This is a genomic window from Arthrobacter sp. NicSoilC5 (genome assembly GCF_019977395.1).
Taxonomy (GTDB): domain Bacteria; phylum Actinomycetota; class Actinomycetes; order Actinomycetales; family Micrococcaceae; genus Arthrobacter.
The window spans coordinates 3140590-3163322 of sequence record NZ_AP024660.1 but is presented as its reverse complement, the minus strand read 5'-3'; the positions used below and the strand labels follow the sequence as shown (position 1 = coordinate 3163322).

At 67.3% G+C, this 22733-nt stretch carries 21 protein-coding genes; 14 read left to right on the top strand and 7 right to left on the bottom strand.

All coding sequences use genetic code 11. From position 1 onward, the window contains the following. Positions 1–117 precede the first annotated feature (117 nt). A complete protein-coding gene (pgm, locus tag LDO22_RS14820) occupies positions 118–1770 on the top strand; it encodes a phosphoglucomutase (alpha-D-glucose-1,6-bisphosphate-dependent) (protein WP_159634495.1) in 1653 nt (550 codons plus the stop codon). Here pgm and LDO22_RS14815 read toward each other — a convergent pair. Both LDO22_RS14815 and LDO22_RS14810 read right to left on the bottom strand, forming a co-directional pair. Continuing rightward, the gene (locus LDO22_RS14815; protein ID WP_224024178.1) at positions 1767–2294 is read right to left on the bottom strand and encodes a hypothetical protein; all 528 of its coding nucleotides are present in this window, start codon (positions 2292–2294) and stop codon (positions 1767–1769) included. The genes pgm and LDO22_RS14815 overlap by 4 nt on opposite strands. Before the next feature lie 164 nt (positions 2295–2458). Continuing rightward, positions 2459–3064 carry a malonic semialdehyde reductase gene (locus tag LDO22_RS14810; RefSeq protein ID WP_159634540.1) on the bottom strand — a complete coding sequence of 202 codons (606 nt, stop codon included), beginning with the start codon at positions 3062–3064 and terminating at the stop codon, positions 2459–2461. Positions 3065–3264: 200 nt separating this feature from the next. On the opposite strand from LDO22_RS14810, the gene LDO22_RS14805 reads away from it, so the two are divergent. Both LDO22_RS14805 and LDO22_RS14800 read left to right on the top strand, forming a co-directional pair. Further along, positions 3265–4617: a solute carrier family 23 protein gene (locus LDO22_RS14805; RefSeq protein WP_224024176.1), complete on the top strand. Its 1353-nt coding sequence runs from the start codon at positions 3265–3267 to the stop codon at positions 4615–4617. After that, a complete protein-coding gene (locus tag LDO22_RS14800) occupies positions 4614–5057 on the top strand; it encodes a hypothetical protein (RefSeq protein WP_224024174.1) in 444 nt (147 codons plus the stop codon). The genes LDO22_RS14805 and LDO22_RS14800 overlap by 4 nt, the downstream gene beginning before the upstream one ends. Positions 5058–5115: 58 nt before the next feature. Here LDO22_RS14800 and LDO22_RS14795 read toward each other — a convergent pair whose 3' ends face one another. Continuing rightward, positions 5116–6021, bottom strand: coding sequence for an SGNH/GDSL hydrolase family protein (locus tag LDO22_RS14795; RefSeq protein WP_224024172.1), 906 nt, complete (start codon positions 6019–6021; stop codon positions 5116–5118). Further along, on the bottom strand, positions 6018–6902 hold the full coding sequence (locus tag LDO22_RS14790) for a GAF domain-containing protein (protein ID WP_224024170.1): 885 nt from the start codon (positions 6900–6902) through the stop codon (positions 6018–6020). Before LDO22_RS14790 ends, LDO22_RS14795 begins: the two co-directional genes overlap by 4 nt. 276 nt (positions 6903–7178) lie before the next feature. Here LDO22_RS14790 and treS point away from each other — a divergent pair, with 276 nt between their 5' ends. Next, on the top strand, positions 7179–9458 hold the full coding sequence (gene treS / locus LDO22_RS14785) for a maltose alpha-D-glucosyltransferase (RefSeq protein WP_224024169.1): 2280 nt from the start codon (positions 7179–7181) through the stop codon (positions 9456–9458). Between the two features lie 36 nt (positions 9459–9494). Here treS and LDO22_RS14780 read toward each other — a convergent pair whose 3' ends face one another. Further along, on the bottom strand, positions 9495–10712 hold the full coding sequence (locus LDO22_RS14780; protein ID WP_224024168.1) for an ROK family transcriptional regulator: 1218 nt from the start codon (positions 10710–10712) through the stop codon (positions 9495–9497). A gap of 189 nt (positions 10713–10901) precedes the next feature. Here LDO22_RS14780 and LDO22_RS14775 point away from each other — a divergent pair, with 189 nt between their 5' ends. The 10 genes from LDO22_RS14775 to LDO22_RS14730 all read left to right on the top strand — a co-directional run bounded on the left by LDO22_RS14775 (position 10902) and on the right by LDO22_RS14730 (position 21226). Further along, positions 10902–11999 (top strand): Gfo/Idh/MocA family oxidoreductase, encoded by a 1098-nt coding sequence (locus LDO22_RS14775; RefSeq protein ID WP_224024165.1) that lies wholly within the window; start codon positions 10902–10904, stop codon positions 11997–11999. Next, positions 11996–12817: a hypothetical protein gene (locus LDO22_RS14770; protein ID WP_224024163.1), complete on the top strand. Its 822-nt coding sequence runs from the start codon at positions 11996–11998 to the stop codon at positions 12815–12817. Before LDO22_RS14775 ends, LDO22_RS14770 begins: the two co-directional genes overlap by 4 nt. Positions 12818–12929: 112 nt before the next feature. Further along, positions 12930–14258 carry an extracellular solute-binding protein gene (locus LDO22_RS14765; protein WP_159634565.1) on the top strand — a complete coding sequence of 443 codons (1329 nt, stop codon included), beginning with the start codon at positions 12930–12932 and terminating at the stop codon, positions 14256–14258. Between the two features lie 12 nt (positions 14259–14270). After that, the gene (locus LDO22_RS14760; RefSeq protein ID WP_159634568.1) at positions 14271–15233 is read left to right on the top strand and encodes a sugar ABC transporter permease; all 963 of its coding nucleotides are present in this window, start codon (positions 14271–14273) and stop codon (positions 15231–15233) included. Beyond that, positions 15233–16123: a carbohydrate ABC transporter permease gene (locus LDO22_RS14755; protein WP_159634571.1), complete on the top strand. Its 891-nt coding sequence runs from the start codon at positions 15233–15235 to the stop codon at positions 16121–16123. Before LDO22_RS14760 ends, LDO22_RS14755 begins: the two co-directional genes overlap by 1 nt. A gap of 42 nt (positions 16124–16165) precedes the next feature. Beyond that, positions 16166–16918, top strand: a complete 753-nt coding sequence (locus tag LDO22_RS14750) for a sugar phosphate isomerase/epimerase (protein ID WP_224024161.1) — start codon at positions 16166–16168, stop codon at positions 16916–16918. Further along, positions 16915–18042 carry a Gfo/Idh/MocA family oxidoreductase gene (locus LDO22_RS14745; RefSeq protein WP_224024159.1) on the top strand — a complete coding sequence of 376 codons (1128 nt, stop codon included), beginning with the start codon at positions 16915–16917 and terminating at the stop codon, positions 18040–18042. Before LDO22_RS14750 ends, LDO22_RS14745 begins: the two co-directional genes overlap by 4 nt. A gap of 56 nt (positions 18043–18098) precedes the next feature. Continuing rightward, positions 18099–19277 carry a Gfo/Idh/MocA family oxidoreductase gene (locus tag LDO22_RS14740; RefSeq protein WP_224024157.1) on the top strand — a complete coding sequence of 393 codons (1179 nt, stop codon included), beginning with the start codon at positions 18099–18101 and terminating at the stop codon, positions 19275–19277. 51 nt (positions 19278–19328) lie between these two features. Further along, on the top strand, positions 19329–20330 hold the full coding sequence (locus LDO22_RS14735) for a sugar phosphate isomerase/epimerase (RefSeq protein ID WP_224024155.1): 1002 nt from the start codon (positions 19329–19331) through the stop codon (positions 20328–20330). An 8-nt stretch (positions 20331–20338) separates the two neighbouring features. Then, positions 20339–21226, top strand: coding sequence for a biopolymer transporter Tol (locus tag LDO22_RS14730; protein WP_224024153.1), 888 nt, complete (start codon positions 20339–20341; stop codon positions 21224–21226). 14 nt (positions 21227–21240) lie between these two features. On the opposite strand, the gene LDO22_RS14725 is transcribed toward LDO22_RS14730, so the two are convergent. Next, positions 21241–22119 (bottom strand): glycosyltransferase family 2 protein, encoded by an 879-nt coding sequence (locus LDO22_RS14725; RefSeq protein ID WP_224024151.1) that lies wholly within the window; start codon positions 22117–22119, stop codon positions 21241–21243. 229 nt (positions 22120–22348) lie between these two features. Continuing rightward, positions 22349–22705 carry a hypothetical protein gene (locus tag LDO22_RS14720; protein WP_159634592.1) on the bottom strand — a complete coding sequence of 119 codons (357 nt, stop codon included), beginning with the start codon at positions 22703–22705 and terminating at the stop codon, positions 22349–22351. Positions 22706–22733 lie beyond the last annotated feature (28 nt).

Sequence of the window (22733 nt, the reverse complement as noted above, 5' to 3'; positions counted from 1 at the left end):
CTTTTGCGGCCGTGTACTCAGGTTGACTACTTGGTTTGCGTCCGTCACAGCAGGTCACAGCGTCCGGATTCTGGGCGGATCGTTTTGACTCCTGCCAGCTTCTGGCATGCTGGAGCCATGGCTAGCCGCGCGGGTACAGTTGCCCAACCCCAGGACCTTGTTGACATCACTGCGCTCCTTGACGCGTATTACGACATCGCGCCGGACCTCAGTGATCCCGGCCAGCGCGTGGTGTTCGGGACATCCGGGCACCGGGGATCCAGCCTTAAGGCCTCCTTCAACGAGCAGCACATCGTGGCCATCACCCAGGCCATCGTGGAGTACCGGGCGGCGCAGGGCGTCACCGGTCCGCTGTTCCTGGCCAAGGACACCCACGCACTGAGCGAGCCGGCACAGAACTCGGCCCTCGAGGTCCTCGCCGCCAACGGCGTCCAGGTGCTGGTCGATGCCCGGCACGGCTACACCCCCACGCCGGCACTGAGCCACGCCATCCTCACCTACAACCGGAAGGCGGCGCCCGGGGCCCCGCAGGCTGACGGCATCGTGGTGACGCCCAGCCACAACCCGCCGGCCGACGGCGGCTTCAAGTACAACCCCCCGCACGGCGGCCCGGCTGACTCGGACGCCACGGGCTGGATCGCCAACCGGGCCAATGAGCTGCTGGAAAACGGCCTGCGCGGCGTGAAGCGGATTCCGCTGGGCGACGCGCAGTCCGCGGACACCACCGGAAAGTTCGATTTCCTCTCCAGCTACGTGGACGATCTTCCGTCCGTCCTGAACCTGGACGCCATCCGCGAGGCCGGCGTCCGGATCGGCGCCGACCCCATGGGCGGGGCCTCCGTGGACTACTGGGGCGAGATCGCCGAGCGCCACCACCTGGACCTCACCGTGGTGAACCCCACGGTGGATCCGCAGTGGGCGTTCATGACCCTGGACTGGGACGAGAAGATCCGGATGGACTGCTCATCGCCGTCCGCCATGGCATCGCTGATCCAGCGGATGGCTGCCGGCGGATCCACCTTCGATGTCGCCACCGGCAATGACGCCGACGCCGACCGCCACGGCATCGTCACCCCTGACGGCGGACTGATGAACCCCAACCACTACCTCGCCGTAGCCATCGACTACCTTTACCGCAACCGCAGCGGCTGGAACCCGGCCTCGGTGGTGGGCAAGACCCTGGTGTCCTCCTCCATCATCGACCGCGTGGCGCAGAGCCTGGGCCGCAAGCTCGTGGAGGTCCCGGTGGGCTTCAAATGGTTCGTCCCCGGCCTGCTGTCCGGTGAAGGCGCGTTCGGCGGCGAGGAATCCGCCGGCGCCTCCTTCAACAAGCTGGACGGCAGCGTGTGGACCACGGACAAGGACGGCATCCTGCTGGCCCTGCTGGCGTCCGAGATCACCGCGGTCACGGGCAAGTCCCCGTCGCAGCTGTACAAGGGCCTGACCGACCAGTTCGGCGCCCCCGTCTACGCCCGGATCGACGCCGCCGCAACACGTGAGCAGAAGGCAAAGCTGGGCAAGCTGTCCGCCGCGGACGTCACTGCCACCTCACTGGCCGGCGAAGAGATCACCGCCAAGCTCACCGAGGCCCCCGGCAACGGCGCACCCATCGGCGGCCTGAAGGTGGTCACGGAGAACGCCTGGTTCGCGGCCCGCCCGTCCGGCACCGAGGACGTGTACAAGATCTACGCCGAGTCCTTCAAGGGCGAGGAGCACCTGAAGCAGGTGCAGGCGGAGGCCAAGGCGCTGGTGGACAGCGTTATCGCCTAGCTTTCACCTTCGCGGCACCACAGCCGGAGGACGCGCCTGATGGTGTGGTCGCCGTCGGGAGCCATGTCCACCAGGGCGACGCGGTCAAGCACGACGGCGTCGCCCTGGTGGAGGCGCTTGCCACCGTGGTGCGAGACGTGGGGGCGGTAACCGGCAAAGGTGTGCGCGGGCGTCAGGATCCTGCCGCGCACGCCGTCGACGACAGAAACCAACTGCACGTGCAGGGCCTGCAGATCCGGCTGGGGCTTGATGAGGTTGACCGGTACCGAACCGTTGCGGCCGAACGCCGCGTCCTCCCCCACCGTGAGCGCGGCACCCAGCGCAGCGGCGATCGGCGCATCAGCAAGCCCGGCGATGCTTTCCGCGACGTCCGCGGGGTCCTGGGCGTTTGTGGTGGCGGCAGCGCCGGCGTCGAGCCTCACGTCAAACCGCACCAGCGTGATGTGCAGCGGCCAGTCCGTCCGCGGGAAAACCTGGCCGTCGGCCACGGGCTCGACGAACGCCACGAAGATCAGGTTCCGCATCGGGATGCCCCCAGTCTCCCACTCCCCCTCAGACGCCCCATCACCTCCCGCCCATAAAACCCCAACGCCCCATCAGCTCTTGCCCATAAAACCCGAACGCCTCATCAGTAGGTGATGGGGCGTTGGGGAAAAGGGGGCAGGAAGTGATGGCGCGTCGGGGAGGGTTAGACGGTGCGGACGGCCTCGCCGTAGGAGAACTTGGGCTTGGCCTCGCCCCAGGCTTCCTCACCGGGCTGGCCGATGTTGACCACCAGGAAGCTCTTCTGGTCGCCGGCCGGGAAGAAGGCAGCGTCGATCGCGGCGAAGTCGGCGCCCGTCATGGGGCCGGCGGCGAAGCCGAGCGATCGGACAGCCAGGATGAAGTAGCCGGCCTGCAGGTGGGCGTTGTTGTTGCCCGTGGCGGCGGCCAGGGCCGGATCGGCGTCGTACATGGCCTTGGGGGCGTTGTAGCCGGGGAGGAAGTTGTCCCACTTGCCGGCCCAGTCAGTGTCGTAGCTGAGGATTGCCACGAGCGGGGCGGAGGCCGTCTTGGCCTGGTTGCCGCGGGACAGGGCATCCACCAGGGTGGCGCGGGCCTCGGCCGAGCGGACGTAGGTGACGCGCAGCGGCTGGGAGTTGAACGCGGTGGGGCCGAACTTGGTGAGCTCGTAGATGGCCTGGGCCTGCTCCTCGGTCACCTCACCGGTGAACGAGTTGGCGGTGCGGGCCTGGGCAAAGATGGCGTCGACGGCTGCCGAATCGATAACCGCTTCTTCGTGGGCAATGGTCATTGGCTTCCCTTTCGCTGCGCCGCCCGCCTGCCGGGGTGGCCTCTGTTGCTGTCCATAGTTGCAACTTCAAGTGCTTTCCTCCTCTTCCCGTGACGCCTGGTGACCTTGGCCACAGCAGGCCGCGGGAAATACTTGGCGGTATTCTGGACCGAGTTGATCTTCGCCCCTTCGCGGCACCCCCTTGAAAGGCATTCCTTCCCATGAGCATGCTCGGAATCAAATGGAAGCTGCACGGCACCGGCAAAACCATCAAGCCCGGCCAGGTGGTGGCCCCGGATGAGCGGTTGGCGTGGCCCCTGACCATCGGCGTGGGCATGCAGCACGTGGTGGCAATGTTCGGCGCCACCTTCCTGGTCCCCATCATCACCGGCATGCCGCCCGCCACCACGCTGTTCTTCTCGGGCATCGGCACGCTGCTGTTCCTGGTGATCACCAAGGGCCGGGTGCCCAGCTACCTGGGCTCAAGCTTTGCGTTCATCGCTCCCATTACCGCCTCGCAGGCGCAGTTCGGGATCCCCGGAGCCCTGGGCGGCGTGGTCCTCGCCGGTGCCACGCTGGCCCTGGTGGGTGCGGTGGTGCAGAAGTTCGGCGCCGGCTGGATCAACCGGCTAATGCCGCCCATCGTCACCGGCGCCATTGTGGCGCTGATCGGGTTGAACCTGGCCCCCGCCGCGAAGCAAAACTTCGACGCCGCCCCCATCACCGCCCTGGTCACGCTCGTCACCATCATCCTGGTCAGCGTCCTGTTCCGCGGAATCCTGGGGCGGCTCAGCATCCTGGTGGGCGTGGTCGTGGGCTACCTGGTGGCCATGCTCCGCGGCGAGGTGAAGTACGACAAGATGGACGCCGCAGCGTGGATCGGCCTGCCGCACTTCCAGACCCCCGAGTTCCATATCGGCGTGCTGGGCCTGTTCGTCCCCGTGGTCCTGGTGCTGGTGGCGGAGAATATCGGCCACGTGAAGTCGGTCGCCGCCATGACGGGCCAGAACCTCGACGGCGTCTCCGGACGCGCGCTGATGGCGGACGGCGCCGCCACCGTGCTGGCCGGCTTCGGCGGCGGCTCGGGCACCACCACCTACGCGGAGAACATCGGTGTCATGGCAGCCACCAAGGTGTATTCGACGGCCGCCTACTGGGTGGCGGGCATGTTCGCCATCCTGCTCAGCTTCTCGCCGAAGTTCGGCGAACTGATTGCGACCGTCCCGGCCGGGGTGCTGGGCGGCGCGGCCACCATGCTGTACGGCATGATCGGCATCCTCGGCGTCAAGATCTGGGTGCAGAGCAAGGTGAACTTCTCCAACCCCGTCAACCTGACCACCGCCGCCGTCGCCCTGATCATCGGCATCGCCGACTACACCTGGACCATCGGGGACCTGAAGTTCACCGGCATTGCCCTGGGATCCGCCGCCGCACTGGTGATCTACCACGGCATGAAGGCCATCGCGAAGGCGCGGGGAACTGTGGCGGAGCCCGAGACGGAGCAGGGCGTCCTGCCTCCCGCGGTCAAGTCGGCGCTGAACGCGGCAGCGAAGCGGGCACCGAAGAAGCGTTGAGGCCGAATACATCGGCAAACCACCGCCACGTCCAGCAGTCCGACCTGCCGCCGGAGCAGATCCACACCCTGGACCCGGTGCCCAAAGGCCGCCTGGCGGCCTGCGTCATCGCATTCCTTTTGGGCAGCTGGATGCTTGCAGTACCCGTGGCGCTCATTGACCAGCTCAAGGACGCTCCGGGCCCCGGGCCGGCCATTGTTTCCGGCATCGTCATCGCCCTTGGCGTGGCCACAGCCGGCCTCGGGGGTTTCCTGTTCTTCAACGCCAGGGACCGCCGGAGGCCGTGGTCCGTGGCGCTCATCGGCACCCTCGCTGCGTCTGTCATTGCCGCAGTAATGTCAGCAACCCAGCCCGCGTACGGGTTGCTGCTGACTGCCCCAGCCATCGTGGCAGGGGTCCCCGCACTCATCGCGTTGGCCAGGGACGCCAGCAGGACCTGACGCAGGCACTGCCTGCCGGCGCCGGGCAGGAGTTCCACACGGCGCGCCGGACAGAAGGCTACGCTGCCTGCCCCTCCGGTGCGGGGCCGCCCGCCATTCCCGGATTCCGGCCTGCCACCGGGTGCCCGGGCGGGAATGGCCCCGGGCGGCCCAGGCCAAACACGGGCGCCGGCTGCGGCCGCTTCGCCGCCAGTCCTTCAGCATGCCGGGGAAGCAACTGCTTCAGTACCCAGGGCACAAAGTACTGCCGCGCCCACACCAGGTCCTCGGCCCGGGCCTGTGTCCACCCATGGGCCGGAAGCGGCCGCGGCTGGAGCGGCTTGAGGGCGTGCGCTACCCCCAGGGCATTGAGGGTGGCCACGGCCACGGAGTGATGGCCCAGCGGGGACAGGTGCAGCCGGTCCGGGTCCCACATCAGTGCATGCTGAAGCTCCGGCAGGCACCACAGGTCCACCATGATGGCGTGGTGCCGCGCGCCGATCCTGTGCAGGTGCTCGTTATAGATCGCCACGCGTCCGCGGATCTTGCCGAAGACAGGAGTGTCGCCCCAGTCCGGACCTGCGTAGAGCAGCACCGTGGCACCGGTGCCTGACAGGATGCCGACAGCTTCGTCGATCTTTTCCGCCAGCTTGTCCGGATCGCCGTGGCGGAACAAGATGTCGTTACCGCCGCCGGACATCGCGATCAGGTCGGGTTTCAGTGCCAGGGCCGGCGCCAGCTGCACGTCGAGGATCTGCTGCAGAAGGAAGCCCCGGATCGCCAGGTTGGCGTAGGCGAAGTCCGGCTGGCTGTCGGCGAGTTCCTCGGCCACCCGGTCAGCCCAACCACGGAGGCCGCCCAGGCTGTTCGGCTCGGGATCGCCAATTCCTTCGGTGTAGGAGTCCCCCAGGGCAACGAACCGGTGCCAGGGATGTCTGTCCGGTCCTTCGGCGACGGAGCGCAGCTCCTGCTTCTCGATGGTCATGCCGTCCTCCCTTCCGCCGCCGGCGGGGGTTCCTTCCCCGCCGCAGCTTCCTTCCGGGGCGACTTTCCGGTTGGAAAGTCCCGCCCCGCCGTCGACGGGCGCGGAAGCTCCGCCACGCCGTCGTACGTTTCCTGCCGCCGCGCTGGAACCTGCCCGCCCCCGCGGTCCACGCCGCCGGGGGCCACAACGTTCAGTGCCGCGTCCCGCAAGTCCACTTCGTGGTGCACCGCCTGCGTCTGCAGGAACCGCAGTGCACCCTCGCGGGTGAGTCCGTATTCGTTCATGAGGCTGCGCACCGCCAGGTCCACCAGGATCAGGGAGCTTTGGACGACGGCGAGGCCGGCCGTTGCCTCCGCCCGCTCCGCCGTGCGGACGACGACGCGCAGGGCCCGCGAAACCTGGTGTGCATAGCTTTGGCTCTGCACCAGGTCATCGCTGGTGAAGGAATGCGGGGCCGCTGCGTACAGGGTGATGGCAGCGCTCGTGGCGCCTTCGGTAAGGATGGGGACGGAAAGCAGGGACTGCACGCCATGGCCGGCGGCGGCGCTGGAATAACCGGGCCAGCGCCGGTCCCGGCCCAGGTCGGACAGCAGGACGAATTCCCCGGTGCGCACGGCTTCCATGACCGGCCCGTCGGCAAACGAGCATTGTTCGCGGTCGGCCTCGCGCGCCCGCTCCGTGCTGGCCGCCAGGGTACGTGCTTTGCCCAGGCGAAAGAGGGTGGCCGCCCAGCCGAGGCCGCGGCGCTCACCTTTGATACCCGTCATGAAGTCGCGGGTGACTTCCCAGAGGTAGTCTTCGACGTCTTTGCTGTCGAATACCGGCTCCGGGGTAACTGGAAGCGGTCCCCAGCCAACCTGCCCCGTGGGATCAGCGGCCATGCTCCAGCCCTGCTATCAGCGCTTCGGCCCACTGCAAAACCTTTGCTCTAAGAATACGACCCCTTTGAGGCGTTGGTGGGGGAAACGGGTAAAACAGGGGGTTTCGCGGGTTTAGGGAGGAGCGGCGCGCCGGTGTCCCTTCCGCAGGCTCGGCTGCGCAGTAGCATCGGGAGGGGGAACACCGAATACTCCCTGCTCGCTTGGGTACCTGACCTTGGGCAAGGGGTCTTGGGGCATCCATGCCAGCACGGAAACGAGCAACGGAAAGAGGAGCTTATGCGGGAGCCGGGCACCAGCGAGCGTACTTCAGAAGCGGATGCAGCCGCCGCGGGCAATGCGGAAGTGGAAGAGGGCGCTGCGGAGCCATCACCGGACCTGGAGGTTACTTTCGACGAGCAGTTCTTCGCTGCCCGGCCCAAGGCGCTGCGGCCCATCGCGCGCCGGCGGCAGTTCGTGGGCAGTAGGCCGTCCTTCGAATTCGACGGACGGAACGCCGCGTATGTGGAGTGGCTGCGCAACCAGGCCATGCTCGGGGATGCGAATACGCTGGCACGGCAGCTGTCCGGCCAGGCCAGCATGTGGCAGAACTCGTATGCCCATCCCAACCCGCGGGCCGCCGTCGAACGCGCCTCCGTATGGTTCACCGCCTACCCGCTGTCCTTCATCACCCGGACCGGGCAGTCCTTCCTCTCCGCCCTGGGCGACCCCGAAATGTGGAAGGCTTTCCGCGAAATCGGAATCCGCGGGATCCACACCGGACCCGTGAAGCTCGCCGGCGGCATCAGCGGCTGGTCCCACACGCCCAGCGTTGACGGCCACTTTGACCGCATCAGCATGGCGATCGATCCGGTCTTCGGCACCGAAGAAGAGTTCCGCAGCATGTGCGAGGTCGCGGCTGAGCACGAGGGCACGGTGATCGATGACATCGTCCCCGGCCACACAGGCAAGGGCGCGGACTTCCGCCTGGCCGAGATGAACTTCCGGGACTACCCGGGGATCTACCACATGGTGGACATCCCGGAAGAGGACTGGAACCTGCTCCCGGACGTCCCGGAGGGGGCGGACTCGGTCAACCTCAGCCCCGACTCCGAGCAGGCCCTGCAGAAAGCCGGCTACATCATCGGCCGCCTGCAGCGGGTCATCTTCTACGAGCCCGGAGTCAAGGAGACCAACTGGAGCGCTACGCGGCCCATCGTGGACACCACCGGAAAGACCCGCCGCTGGGTCTACCTGCACTACTTCAAGGCCGGCCAGCCCTCCATCAACTGGCTTGACCCCACGTTCGCCGGCATGCGCCTGGTGGTGGGCGATGCCCTGCACTCGCTGGTGGACCTGGGCACGGGGGCGCTCCGCCTTGATGCCAACGGCTTCCTGGGCGTCGAGAAGAGCGCCGAGGAGCAGCCCGGCTGGTCCGAGGGGCATCCGCTGTCCGAGGCCGCCAACCAGCTCATCGGCTCCATGATCCGCAAGGTGGGCGGGTTCTCCTTCCAGGAGCTGAACCTGACCATTGACGACATCAAGGCAACGTCGGAGTCCGGCCCGGACCTTTCCTACGACTTCATCACCCGGCCGGCGTACCACTACGCCCTGGTCACGGCCGATACCGAGTTCCTGCGGCTGACCCTCCGGCTGTCCATGGAAATCGGGGTGGACCAGGCCTCACTGGTGCACGCACTCCAGAACCATGACGAACTCACTTACGAGCTGCTGCACTTCGCTGCCGGACACCGGGACGAGATGTTCGAGCTCAACGGTGAGGAACTCACCGGCGCCCAGCTGGCCGAGAATGTGCAGCAGACCCTGCGGGACCAGCTCACCGGGGAGAATGCGCCGTACAACGCCGTGTTCACCACCAACGGCATTGCCTGCACTACCGTCAGCTTCATCATGGCGGCCCTGGGAATCAAGGACCCGGCCACAGTTACCCCGGAGCAGGAGGCGCAGATCCGGGACGTCCACCTGCTGTTGGCCATGTACAACGCGCTCCAGCCCGGCGTCTTTGCCCTTTCCGGCTGGGACCTGACCGGCATCATGGCCCTGGACCGCAGCAGCGTCCGCGAACTCACGTCGCAGGGCGATACGCGCTGGATCAACCGGGGCGCGCACGACCTCATGGGGACCAGCCCGGACGCCACCAACTCCTCGGCCGGGATGCCGCGGGCCCGCAGCCTGTACGGATCCCTGCCGGACCAGTTGCAGGACCAGGACTCCTTCGCCCGGCGCCTCCAGCGGATCCTCGCCGTCCGGGAAGAAAACGGCATCGCCACGGGCACCCTGCTGGACGTCCCCGAGGTCTCCAACCGCGCCGCGCTGGTGCTGGTCAACCGGCTGAAGGACGGGGCCCTGCAGGTCACCGCGCTGAACTTCTCCGGGCAGGACATCGCCGGCAGCATCCAGTCCAACGAACTGCCGTCCGGCGCCAATGTCCAGGACCTGTTCAGCGGCGAAACCGTGGGGCAGGTGGATGACCTGCACAGCTTCTTCCTGGAGCTGCCCGCCTATGGCGGAACCGCGCTACTCCTGACTGAGGCCCCGGAGCCCGAAGCGGAGGCGTAAGGCTGATCGCCAGGTGGCGCCGGGGATCCTCCGGCGTCACCCGGCGATGGCGCCGGCCAGGGTGGCTTCGATGATGGCGGGCGAGAGCACGTACTGGGTGACCAGCTGGCTTGCCCCCAGCACGCCAGCCTGGCTTCCGGCGCGGGAGACGCTGATGCGCAGGTGTGAGGTGGCCAGCGGGGGCGAGCGCCGGTACACCACTTCGCGGATGCCGGCCACCACGTGCTCCCCCGTCTCACCAAAGCTGCCGCCCACCACAATCACGGACGGATTGAGCAGGTTGACCACGGTGGCCAGGACCTCACCGATGTCCCGGCCTGCCTGGCGCAGCGCCTGGATGGCCTGCAGGTTGCCGTCTGCGGCGAGCCGGATCACGTCCGCGCCCCTCCCGACGTCCAGTCCGTGCTCCCGCAAGGAACGCGCGACGGCGGGACCTGACGCGAGTGCCTCCAGGCACCCGTAGTTTCCACAGGCGCAGAGGACATCCGCGCCCCGGGCCACCTGCACGTGCCCCAGGTCGCCCGCCGTGCCGTTGGCACCGCGTTGCAGCTCGCCGTTGCTGATGATGCCGGAGCCGATGCCGGTGGCCACCTTGACGAAGAAAAAGTTGTTGTGCTCCGGCCAGTGTGCGGACTGCTCCCCCAAGGCCATGATGTTCACGTCGTTGTCCACCAGCACGTGGACGGGCAGGGACCGCTGGACGTAGCTGACCACGTCGAACCCGTCCCAGCCCGGCATGATGGGCGGCTTCACCGGTTTGCCGGTGTCATGTTCCACGGGGCCGGGCAGTCCGATGCCGATTCCAGCAAGTTCTGCGACGCTGCGTCCCGCCGAAGCGAGGAGCTCCTTGCCCTGGGCCACCACCTGGTCCAGCACGGCCTCCGGACCGTCGGCCACCTGCTGCTCGAGCCGGTGTTCGGCAAGGATCTTCCCGCCGAGGTCGGTGACCGCGACGATGACGTGAGTGGCACCCACGTCCACGGCCAGCACCAGGCGCGCTGCGGGGTTGAAGGCAAAGCGCGACGGCGGCCTGCCGCCGCTGGAGAGGGCTTCCCCTGCCGGGCCCACCAGGCCGGACAGCATGAGCGCATCGATCCGGGAGGCCACCGTGGAGCGGGCCAGCCCCGTGCTCAGGGCAAGTTCGGCGCGGGTGCGGGCCCTGCCGTCGCGGAGCAGCTGGAACAGGTCCCCGGCACGCGACAGGCTGCCGACATCGGAGTCTTTTCCGGCCTGCCTGCCCGTCGGTGAAGTCATGTCTAAGTCATAACACTGTTACTTACTGCTGTCACCACGCCAGAAGAATGACGCGCAACAAACAACTTTTGCTTGACGCGCGTCAAAAGTAGTTCTACGTTGTGACTCAAGGCACATTTGCGGTTCCGATGGCAACCATCCGCCGCACTGATCCCTCCGGTACTCCAGAGTCCGCTTACAAAGAGGTAGTTGAACTTGTCCCACATCGCAGCGCCAGCAGACCGGCCCCTGGGCGTCGGCATCCTCGGCGCCGGGCCCGTCACCCAGGCCATCCACCTCCCGGCACTGGCACGGCTCCGGGACACCCTGGAAGTACGGCACATCATGGACGTGGACCCGGCCGTGGCCTCTTCGGTGGCGGCCCGGGTCGGGGCTGCATCCAGCACCAGCCTGGAGGCCCTGCTGGGTGATCCAGGCGTGGAGATCGTGGCGATCTGCAGCCCCCACCAGTTCCACGCGGACCAGGTCATTGCCGCGTGCCGGGCCGGCAAGAAAGCCGTGCTCTGCGAGAAGCCCTTCGCCATGAACGGTGACGAGGCAGCCAGGATCGCCGAAGTCAGCGCCGCGACGGGGGTCCCGATCGTGGTGGGGGCCATGCATACATTCGACCCCGGCTGGCTCGCGGCGGAACAGAACTGGGGCGATCTTCCCGCACAGGCGCACACCATCCGTTCATCCATCGTCCTCCCGCCGAACGCCCGATTCGAAGACTTCGCCACCGAGATCATTACCCGCCCCACCACCGGCACGCCCGATTATTTGGACGTCGAGGTCATCAAGGCCATGATGCAGGGCGGCATCATGGGCCTGGCCATCCACGACCTGCCCCTGGTGCGGCGCTTCACCCCGGACTTCGATGAGATCGAGGTGCTCCAGGCGCGGCACGTCCGGCCGTTCGGTTACGCCGTCTCACTCAGGACCCCCACCCGCGTCATCGAACTGCGTGCCGTCATGAACAGCACCTGGAAGCCCGAGTGGACCTTCGAGGCCATCGGTGACGACTCCGCGCTGCGGATCGACTTCACGCCGTCCTACGTCCAGGCCGGCTCCGCCGTCGCCACGTTCTCCCGGGGCAGCGAAACCAGCACCTTCGGTCCGTACGGCCACAACGGCTACGAAGGCGAGTGGCGTGAACTGGCTGAACTGGCCCGCGGCACGCGCCCGGCCCCCTCCGCCCAGGCCCTGATCGACGACCTCACCTTCGCCCTGGCCATCTCCGCGGCCACGGTGCAGGACGTTGCAACAGGACACGCGGCCGCCACGGAAACGGCAGGAGCCACCGCATGAGCGCATACACAGTGACAGCAACGCCGCAGGCCGAAGAAGCCGGCGCGGTAGCCCTCGCAGTTGCCTCCCTGCCGGCGACCTTCGGCCCCGCGACGGAGGACCGGGCGGCTGACGTTGCGGTGATCGCCGGCGAAGCGGGCTGGACCACGGAAGCCGCCCGGGCCGTCGACGCCGGGCCGCGCGGCATCCTGGTGGTGGATCCCGTCCCCGAGGAAACCACGCAGTTGGCGGACGCTGCCCGGGCAGCCGGTGCCGCCGTCGTCCTCGATCTCCACTGGGCTTCCAACCCCGCGTTGGTTAGCGGAAGCGGCGACCCTGACGCCCGCGACGCTGTTCGCAGCGCCCTGGGCACGGCATCGTTGCTGGACAGTATTGCCACGGCAGCCCCGGGCACGGACGTGCAGCGGCTCCTGGCCCGGCACCTCGCCGCCGTGCTCGCCGTCAGCGGACAGCTCCACGGCGTCAGCGTCCTCCGCAGCGGCACCACCGGGTACACCGCCACCGGCCTGCTGGCCAACGGCGCACCGTTCACCGCCCAGGGCGTACTCACCGCAGCCCGCCCGGCCGGCGTCGGGATCCACCTCTACACGGCCGACGGCGGCGTGGACGTCCAGGTCCCGGATCCGGACGCCGCGTGGCCCGCCGAAGTCAGGGTCACCGGGGCCCACGGCCAACTTTTGCTTCCCACCCTGTACGAATCCGCCCACCGGGCGGCGTGGCGGCGGCTGAAGACCCATCTCAGCGCCGGCACGCTGCCGGACGACCTGGCCGGGTTTGCCCGGCTGACCGACCTCTACGCAACCCTCGCTGCCACGTAACCAGCCCACCGATACGCAACCGAACCAGCAGTCCAGTCCCACCTCCACTCTCAACGATGAGCAGGACCGCACCAACGGCGCACAGCGCAAGACGGTCCCGAAAGGACACATCATGAACGCAACTCCCGAACAGCGCCGCTCCTTTTCCCGGCGCGGCTTCCTGGGCCTGACGGCTGCCGCAGCCTCCGTACCCCTGCTCGCCGCCTGCGGCGGCGGCTCGGCATCGCAGGGAGGCGGCGGGGGCGGGGCCGGCGGCACCGTGAAGTTCTGGGACATGCCCTGGGCAACACCGGCCTACAACGATGCCGCCAAGGGCATCGCGGAAGGTTTCTCCGGGGCCAATGGCGCCAAGGCGAGCTACCAGATCATCCAGTGGAACAACTTCTACCAGACCTTCTCCTCCGCGATTGCCTCCAAGACGGGCCCGGCTGTGTCCACGGGCGGCGGCTTCCAGGCGTTCCAGTTCGAGCAGCAGGGCCAGATCGCCTACGCGGACAAGGTGATCGAGAAGCTGAAGGCCAACGGCCAGTTCGATGACTTCCTGCCCGGCGTGCTGGACCCCTTCAAGTCGGACAAGGGCTACGTGGCGGTCCCGTGGCAGCTGGACATGCGCGTCTTCTGGTACCGCAAGTCCCTGTTCGAGAAAGCCAACGTTGCGCTGCCCACGGACTGGCCGTCTCTGCTGGAAGCAGGCAAGGCACTGAAGAAGGTGGGCGCGTTCGGCTTCACCACCGGCGCAGGCGCAGGGAACAACTACGCCAACCACTCCATGATCATGATGATGGTCAACAACGGCGGCGGCGTCTGGAACAAGGACGGCGAGCTGGACCTGATGAATGACCGCAACGTCGAGGCTATGGAATTCGTCCTGGAGCTCGTCTCCAACGGCATCGTCGACCCGGCCGCGGTCAGCTACACCACGGACAATATGTCCGCCCAGTGGAAAGACGGCAAGGCCGGCTACGGCCTGTTCCAGGTGAACGTCCCGCAGCGCGTGGGCGACACCTCCGGCGACCTGCTGGTGGCTGACCCCATCAAGGGCCCGCACGGGGACAAGGCCACCATCGTCTTCCCGAACAACATCATGATGTACACCAACACCCCGTCGCAGGAAGCCTCGGAGGAGTTCCTGGTGTACTACCTGGGCCAGCTCAAGCAGCTGTGGCAGAAGAAGCTGATGTCCGCCCTGCCGGTCTTCAAGTCGATCACGGAGATCCCCGAGTTCGCCAACGACCCCAACAACGTCAAGATCGTCAAGGACTGGCAGCCCATTGCCAAGACCTTCGCCGCCCAGGGCAGCCGGCTCAATGCGAACCTGGCGGCCCTTGACGGCGGCCAGGCACTGAACCAGTTCAGCCAGACCATCATCACCGGCAAGGCCGACGCCAAGACTGCCCTGCAGACCTTCCAGTCCGGCCTCGAGTCGGTCCTGAAGAAGTAGGACCGAGCGCCCATGTCCAGCACCACCACCCAGTCCGGCCTAAGCCGGGCCCGCCGAGGGCTTGCCCCCGGCGGGTCCGGGGCCGTCCCCGGAAAACGCAAGAGCAAGCTCTCCGCGCAGGCCACCAGGACGTTCTTCTGGCTCCTGCTCCCCTCCGTGGTCCTCCTTGTCCTGATCCACGGCTACCCGCTGATCTACGCCGCCATCCAGGCGACGCACGACGGAGACCTGCTCCAGACCGGAAACTTCGTGGCGGGCCAGAACTTCGCCACCGTCCTGACCTCGCCGGCGTTCTGGAAAGCTGCCCAGTTCACGCTGTGGTTCACCATCGTGGGCGTCTTCGGGTCCTGGCTGGTGGGGCTGGGCCTGGCCCTGCTCCTGCGCACCAAGATCCCCGGCGGCGGCACTTTCAAGGTCCTGCTGCTCCTGCCCTGGGTGGTGCCCATCGTGGTGTCCTCCACTGCCTGGAACTGGCTGGTGGCCACCCCGGACAGCCTGATCCCGTCGCTGTTCCGGAACCTGGGCATGGGCACGCCACTCTTCCTGGCCGATCCCACCCTGGCCTCCATCACCGTGATGGTGTTCAAGGTCTGGGTCAGCTTCCCGTTCATGATGATGATGATCTCGGCCGCCCTGGCTTCGGTGGACACCACCGTTTATGAGGCAGCCAGCATGGATGGCGCCAGCCGCTGGCAGCAGTTCACCCAGATCACCCTGCCGTTGATCGCCCGCTCCACGTACATCAGCTGGATCCTGATGACCATCTTCTGCGTCAACGACTTTCCCACCATCTACCTGCTCACCGGCGGCGGACCGGTCAACGCCACCACCTCCCTGGTGGTCCTGGCCTACCGGACCGTGTTCCAGGACTTCGCCACCGGCCCCGGCGTGGCCATCGCCTTCCTCATGACGATGACCCTGGTGGTCATCTCGGTCATCCTGTACCGCCAGATCCGAAAGTCGAGCGTCGAATAATGAGCGCAGTCCTCCACGCCCATCCCGAATCCGGCCCCGCGCTCGGCATCGACGCCGGCAAGCGGCGCAGGGTCCTCTCCGAAGCGGGCCAGCGCGGCCGCTGGTGGCGCTTCGCCGCAATCCTCATCATCACGGGGATCGTGCTGGTGCCCATCATGGTCACCGTGCTGCTGGCCTTCACGCCCGGACCCAACAGCACTGCCACCGGGCTGACTTTCGAGAACCTCGGCAACGTCTTCTCCAAGACCCTGGCCGCCACCTGGCTGAAAAACAGCCTGGTCACCACCCTGTCCACCGTGGTGGTCTCCGTGGCTGTTGCCGCACCGGCCGGCTACGTCCTCTCCCGCGGCCGCAGCAAGGCAGTGTCCGGGTACTCGCTGCTGCTGTTCGTCATGCAGTCGCTGCCCATCATCACTTCCGTGGTCCCGCTGTTCATCCTGTTCGCCGGCATGGGCCTGGTGGACAACCTCCTGGGCCTGACCATCATCTACGTCGGCTCCACCATGACGGTGGCGACCTGGATGATGGCCGCGTACTTCGACTCCATCCCCATCAGCCTCGAGGAAGCATCCTGGATCGACGGGTGCTCCGTTTTCGGATCATTCACCAAGGTGGTGCTCCGGAACTCCCTCCCCGGCGTTCTCTCCACCGCGATCTTCGCCTTCCTCCTGGCCTGGAACGACTACCTCGTAGCCATCGTGTTCCTGCGCTCGAACGAAATCTTCACCCTTCCCATGGGCGTGCAGTCCTTCTTCCAGCAGAACGCCACGGACTGGACATCCGTCATGGCCCTGGCCGTGGTCATGATGCTCCCGCCCGTCATCGTCTTCGCCACGCTGAACAAATACTTCAGCGTCGGCGGCATCGGCGGCTCGCTCGCCGGCCGCTGACCCCAGTCCACTTCGATTCACAACAGAACGCTAAGGAAACCCATGTCCTACTCACTTCAGCTCTACACCCTGCGCAACGCGATCGCGGAGGACCTCCCGGGCACTATCCGGAAAGTCGCCGAAATCGGCTACACCCAGGTTGAGCCCTACAACTTCGTGGCCACTGCCAAGGAACTCGGCGCCGCCCTGAAGGAAAACGGCCTCACCGCGCCGTCCGGCCACGCGCCCCTGATGAGCCAGGACCAGGACGAAATCTTCGCCGCCGCGAAGGAACTGGGCATCACCACGGTCATCGATCCGTTCCTGCCCGCCGAGCACTGGCAGAAGGCGGAGGACATCCAGGCGACCGCCGCCAAGCTCAACGCCGCGGCGAAGAAGGGCGCCGGGTACGGCATCCGGGTTGGCTACCACAACCACGCCTGGGAGCTGGAGTCCACCGTCGAGGGCCGCACCGCCCTGGAGTACTTCGAGTCCCTGCTGGACCCGGAACTGGTCCTCGAAGTGGACACCTACTGGGTGGCCGTCGGCGGCCAGGACCCGATCGACATCCTCACCAAGCTCGGTGGCCGCGTGAAGTTCATCCACATCAAGGATGGCCCGCTGAACAAGGACAACAAGGCCCAGCGTCCGGCCGGCCAGGGCAAGGTCCCGGTCATGGACGTCATCGCCGCCGCGCAGTCCCTCGAGGTAGGCGTGGTGGAGTTTGACGACTACGACGGCGACATCTTCGAGGGCATCGCCCAGAGCCTTGCCTTCCTGGAGAGCAACACCGCAGCCGAAGGAGCCAACGCATGAGCACCCCCGCAGGCACGCCGGCCCGCAGCGGCCCGGTGGGAGTCGGCGTCATCGGCGCCGGTGTGATCAGCAAGCAATACCTGGACAACCTCACGGCGTTCCCGGACCTCAAGGTCCATGTCATCGCCGACCTCTTCGAGGACGCCGCCGAAGCCCGCGCCAAGGAGTACGGCATCCCTGAGTGGGGAGGCGTGGACAAGGCCCTGAACCACCCCGACGTCGAAATCATCGTCAACCTGACCATCCCCGCAGCCCACGTGGAGGTGGCCACCGCAGCCGTCAACGCGGGCAAGCACGTCTGGACGGAGAAGCCGTTCTCCCTGGACCGCGAATCCGGCCTGGGCCTGCTCAAGACCGCCGACGCCGCCGGCATCCGGCTGGGCTGCGCGCCGGACACCTTCCTCGGCGCCGGTATCCAAACGGCGCTGCGCCTGATCCAGCGCGGCGACATCGGCACGCCGCTGACCGCAATGACCACGTTCCAGACCCCCGGCCCGGAGTCGTGGCATCCGAACCCGGCCTTCCTCTTCCAGCACGGCGCCGGCCCGCTGTTCGACATGGGCCCCTACTATCTGACCACCCTGGTCCAGGCCTTCGGCTCCATCCGCAAGGTGGCCGCCGTCGGTTCCAAGTCCAAGGACGTGCGTGTGATCGGTTCGGGACCCAAGGCAGGCGAGGAGTTCACCGTCGAGGTGCCCACCCACGTCTCCGCCATGGCGCAGTTCGAATCCGGTGCCTCCTCGCACAGCGTCTTCTCCTTCGAATCCCCCCGGACCCGGATGGGTTTCGTGGAGATCACCGGAACGGAAGCCACCATTTCGCTGCCGGACCCCAACTACTTCACCGGAGACATCAAGCTCTGGCGTGCCGGCGACGAGGACTGGACCACGGTTCCCGCCACCGGGCCCGCCAACGGCCGCGGCATGGGTGTCCTGGACATGGCCCGCTCCCTCCGCGCCGGTGTGAAGCACCGTGCCACGGGTGAACTGGCGTACCACGTCCTGGACACGATGGTCTCGATCTCGGAGTCCGTCGATTCCGGCACGTTCGTGAACGTTGAAAGTTCAGCCCCGGCATCCCCCGCCCTCCCCGAGGACTGGGCGCCGGAAACCGCCACGCTCTGATCCAGCAAGTAATCCAGCACGTAGTCCAGCCAGCAGGAAGCACGCAGGAACGCACCATGACCGCACCCGCACACCCCTCCGAACCCCCGGCCTCCCGACCGGCTTCGCGCCCGCTGGGCGTGGCAGCCATCGGTTATGCCTTCATGGGCAAGGCCCACTCGAATGCGTGGCGGAATGTGGCCAGCTTCTTCGACGTCCCGGCCTTCGAGCAGAAAGTCCTCGTGGGCCGGGACGCCACCGCGGTCGCGGAGGCCGCGGAAAGGTATGGCTGGGCCGAATCGGCAACGGACTGGCGCACGGTGATCACCCGCGATGACATCGACATCGTGGACATCTGCGCCCCGGGCTGGATGCACGCGGAGATCGCCATCGCCGCGCTGGAGGCAGGCAAGCACGTCCTGGTGGAAAAACCCCTGGCCAACACCCTGGCCGAAGCCGAACTCATGACCGCCGCCGCAGCCAAAGCCAGGGCCCGGGGCGTGCAGTCGATGATCGGGTTCAACTACCGCCGCGTCCCGGCCCTGGCCCTCGCGAAGGAACTGATCGCCGAAGGCCGGCTGGGCACCGTCCGGCACGTCCGGGCCGCGTACCTGCAGGACTGGCTCGCGGACGCCCAGGCACCCATGACCTGGCGGCTGCGGAAGGAAACCGCCGGGTCCGGTGCCCTGGGCGACATCGCCTCCCACGCAATCGACCAGGTCCTGTTCCTCCTCGGCGACCAGGTCACCGAGGTGTCCGGGCGGCTCAACACTTTCGTGGACCAGCGCCCCGGCAAGAACGGCACCGAGGACGTCACGGTCGACGACGCCGCCTGGGCCACGCTGTCCCTCACCTCCGGGGCCATCGCCTCAGTGGAGGTCTCCCGGGTGGCCACGGGACGGAAAAACAGCCTCCAGATCGAGATCTATGGGGACAAGGGCAGCCTCCTGTTCGACCTGGAAAACCTCAACGAACTCGGCTTCCTGGACGCCACCGCCCCGGTTCGGGAACAGGGCTTCCGCCGAATCCTGGTCAACGAACCCAGCCACCCCTACCTGGAAGCCTGGTGGCCGCAGGGCCACATCATCGGCTGGGAACACACCTTCACCCACCAAATCCGCGACTTCCTCACCGCCATCAAGGACGGAACCCAGCCCTCGCCGTCGTTCGAAGAAGGACTGAACGTCCAGCACATCCTGAACGCCGTGGAGGAATCTGCCGCCAACAAAAGCACCCTCACCGTCGTCCGCCACTAACGCCTGACCCGGCAGCGCCCGCCAGTCCAGCTTTAAGCCAAGGAGCCCCGAATGCCCCGCCCGTTCACCCTGTTCACCGGCCAGTGGGCCGACCTGCCCTTCGAAGAAGTCGCGAAGCTTGCTTCCGGCTGGGGCTACGACGGCCTGGAAATCGCCGTCTCCGGAGACCACCTGGACGCCTGGCGCTGGGATGAACCGGGCTACGTCGAGTCCAAACTGGCAATCCTGGACAAGTACAACCTCAAGGTCTGGGCCATCTCCAACCACCTCAAGGGCCAGGCCGTCTGCGATGACCCCATCGACTTCCGCCACCAGGCCATCGTCGGGTCCAAGGTCTGGGGCGACGGCGACCCCGAAGGCGTCCGCCAGCGCGCCGCCGAGGAAATGAAGCACACCGCCCGGCTCGCCAAAGCCCTCGGCGTGGACACCGTCGTCGGGTTCACCGGCTCCTCCATCTGGCAGTACGTCGCCATGTTCCCGCCCGTCCCGGAAAAAGTCATCGACGCCGGTTACCAGGACTTCGCCGACCGCTGGAACCCCATCCTGGACGTCTTTGACGAATGCGGGGTCCGGTTCGCCCACGAAGTCCACCCCTCCGAAATCGCCTACGACTACTGGACCACCGTCCGCACCCTTGAAGCCATCGGCCACCGCGAAGCGTTCGGCCTGAACTGGGACCCCTCCCACATGATGTGGCAGGGCATTGACCCCGTCTCCTTCATCTGGGATTTCAAGGACCGGATCTACCATGTGGACTGCAAGGACACCAAGATCCGCCAAACCGGCCGCAACACCGTCCTGGGTTCCCACCTGCCCTGGGGCGACCCCCGCCGTGGCTGGGACTTCGTCTCCGCCGGCCGCGGCGACGTCCCCTGGGAAGCCTCGTTCCGCGCCCTCGCCGCCATTGGCTACACCGGCCCCATCAGCATCGAATGGGAAGACGCCGGCATGGACCGCCTCCACGGGGCCCCCGAAGCACTGGCAGCGCTCAAGAAGTACGATTTCCCAGCCTCCCAAACCAGCTTCGACGCCGCCTTCAGCAGCAAGGACTGATCCACGCCATGCGTGCCCTGCAGCCGGGCCAGCAGTGCGAGGTCTGGATTGCCTCGGCCGGCGGCGGGCTCGAACTGGCATACGCCACCGGGAATATGCTCCTGGAGGCACCTAACTGGACGCTCGATGGCCGCGCACTGATCCTGAACGGTGACGGCCTCCTGTGGAAACTGGACCTGGCGGACGGATCCCTTGCCGGGATCCGGCTGACGGGCCTCCCGGCGCTCAATAACGACCATGTCCTGGCCCCGGACGGCGACTCCATCTTCCTGTCCGGGGAGGACGGACACATCTACCGGGCGCCCCTGGCGGGTGGACAGGCCACCAGGATCACGGACGACGACGGGTCCTTCCATTTCCTGCATGGCGTCAGTCCCGACGGCACGGAGCTCGCATATGTAGGGATTGAGGGCGGCGACTTCACACGGCCGGGGCGCCTGATGACCATAAAGTCCGACGGCGGTGCTGCCGCCAGGGTCGACGTCGGGCCCGGGCACTGCGACGGGCCCGAGTACTCGCCCGGCGGCGACTGGCTGTACCTCAATACGGAATCCTTCACCACCCTCCCCGGCCATGCCCAACTCGCCCGCGTCCGGACCGACGGAAGCCAGTTCGAGCGGCTGGTGGACAGCGCTTCCGTGGACTGGTTCCCGCATCTCTCCCCCGACGGCCGCCTGGCCGGCTACATCCGCTTCCCCGCCGGAACGCAAGGCCACCCGGCAGACCTGCCGGTCGACGTCGTCCTCGTCGCCACCACTGACTGGACCACCCCGCTCCACACCTGGCCGGTCTTCGGCGGCCAGGGCACCCTGAACGTCAACAGCTGGTCGCCGGCGTCAGACCGCTTCGCGTACGTGGCCTACCCGCTGTCCGGAGCAGCCGGGAGCGGAGCCTGAGGCCCTGACGCCTACTAGGGCGCCCCGGCGGAGTCCTGCCTGAGGACGACGTCGTGCGCCTCCACCCGCCGGTCCGTCACGGTGGTGGGCGCTTCAAGGTGGACCGCGCCGGACGGCAGGATTCCGGCCCCGCCGTACCGTTCCATCACCTGCCACTGGGCCACGACGTCCTCGCCGGCATGGTCTGCCGGAAGGCTGGTCCAGAAACGGAACCCGCCGGCGTCGCTCAACGCCTCCCTGCGGTACAGCACACAGCCGCCCAGCCACGCCACGCGGTAGGGCACCCAGTCGCCGGACTGCAGGGCCAGTTCGGCACTGAGATGGCTGAGGTTCGCGGCGTTGTGCAACGGCCAGCGCTCGAATTCCGGGCTGCCCGGGCGGATGCGCTCCGGCGCCACCGGGCCCTCCCAGGCTGAGAAGGCCGCCGTTTGTTCAGGCCGGGGATCGTCCAGGAAGGACAGCCCCTGCGGCGCCATGCCCACAAACCCGCATTGCAGCTCGGCGAGGGCCTGGCTCAGCCGCTCCAGGGCGCCGGGTTCCAGCCAAACGTCGTCGTCCAGGAACAGGCACTGCTCCGCGGTGGACTGGTCCAGCAGGAACTGCCGGTGTTCGGCCAGTCCACGCCGTGGAAGGTGGCGCAGCAGCGTCACGGTCCGGCCCTGCGCCTCGAGCACCCGCACCATCGCTGCGGGTGCCGGATGTTCCCACGCGGGCTGCCCCGCTGACTGGTCGCTGATGACGACGGCGAACGCGGGTTCCTGCTGCGCTGCCAGTCCCGCAAGGGTGACGGCCAGCTCCGCCGGCCGGTTGCACGTGGGCACCAGGACATCCACCGCCACTCTGTCCGGCCGGTCCGGCTGCCGCGCCCACTGCTCCGAAGATCTCCTGCCCACAGGTCCACCTTCCTGGCGTCGAAATTGACGCCGGCGGGCAGGAGGGGACGCCTTCTGCTGCCTGCCGGCTGATGTGGTTTCGCGTGTTCCGTACCCAGCCGGACGGGATGTATGCCACTGCAGGGGACCGCCGGAATGGGGCCGGCAGGAGGAGCCGCGGGCACGGCAAAGGCCCCCGTTTCCGCTGCCGCTGCGGGCAGGGGAAACGGAGGCCAGGGGCCAGGGTGACTTATCCGGCGTCGAAGCTTTCGTCGTCGTCGTTCGGCGACTTCTCCTGCGGAAGGTCGTTTCCGCTGCCGTCCGGAATACCCGTGGCTTCCTGCCCGGACTCCGAGGAGACCGGCGCCGACCCCTTGGAGTCATCATTCGACTCGTCGATCTCCGCCGCGCTGGAGGGGAGGTCCATGTCGTGCGGGACCGGGTTCTGGCCCGTCCCGGACTGCGGTTCGTTGGTGTCAGCGCCGGCCGACGAAGCGCCGCCGGACTGCTGGCCGCCCTGGGTGCCGGCAGCCTCCTGCTCGGCGGTGGGGGTGCCGTAGCCGCCCGGGGCCGACTCGGGTTCAGCCTGCTGGTTTTCCTGCGTCATGCTTCCTCCTGTTGTGCGTTGCCGATGT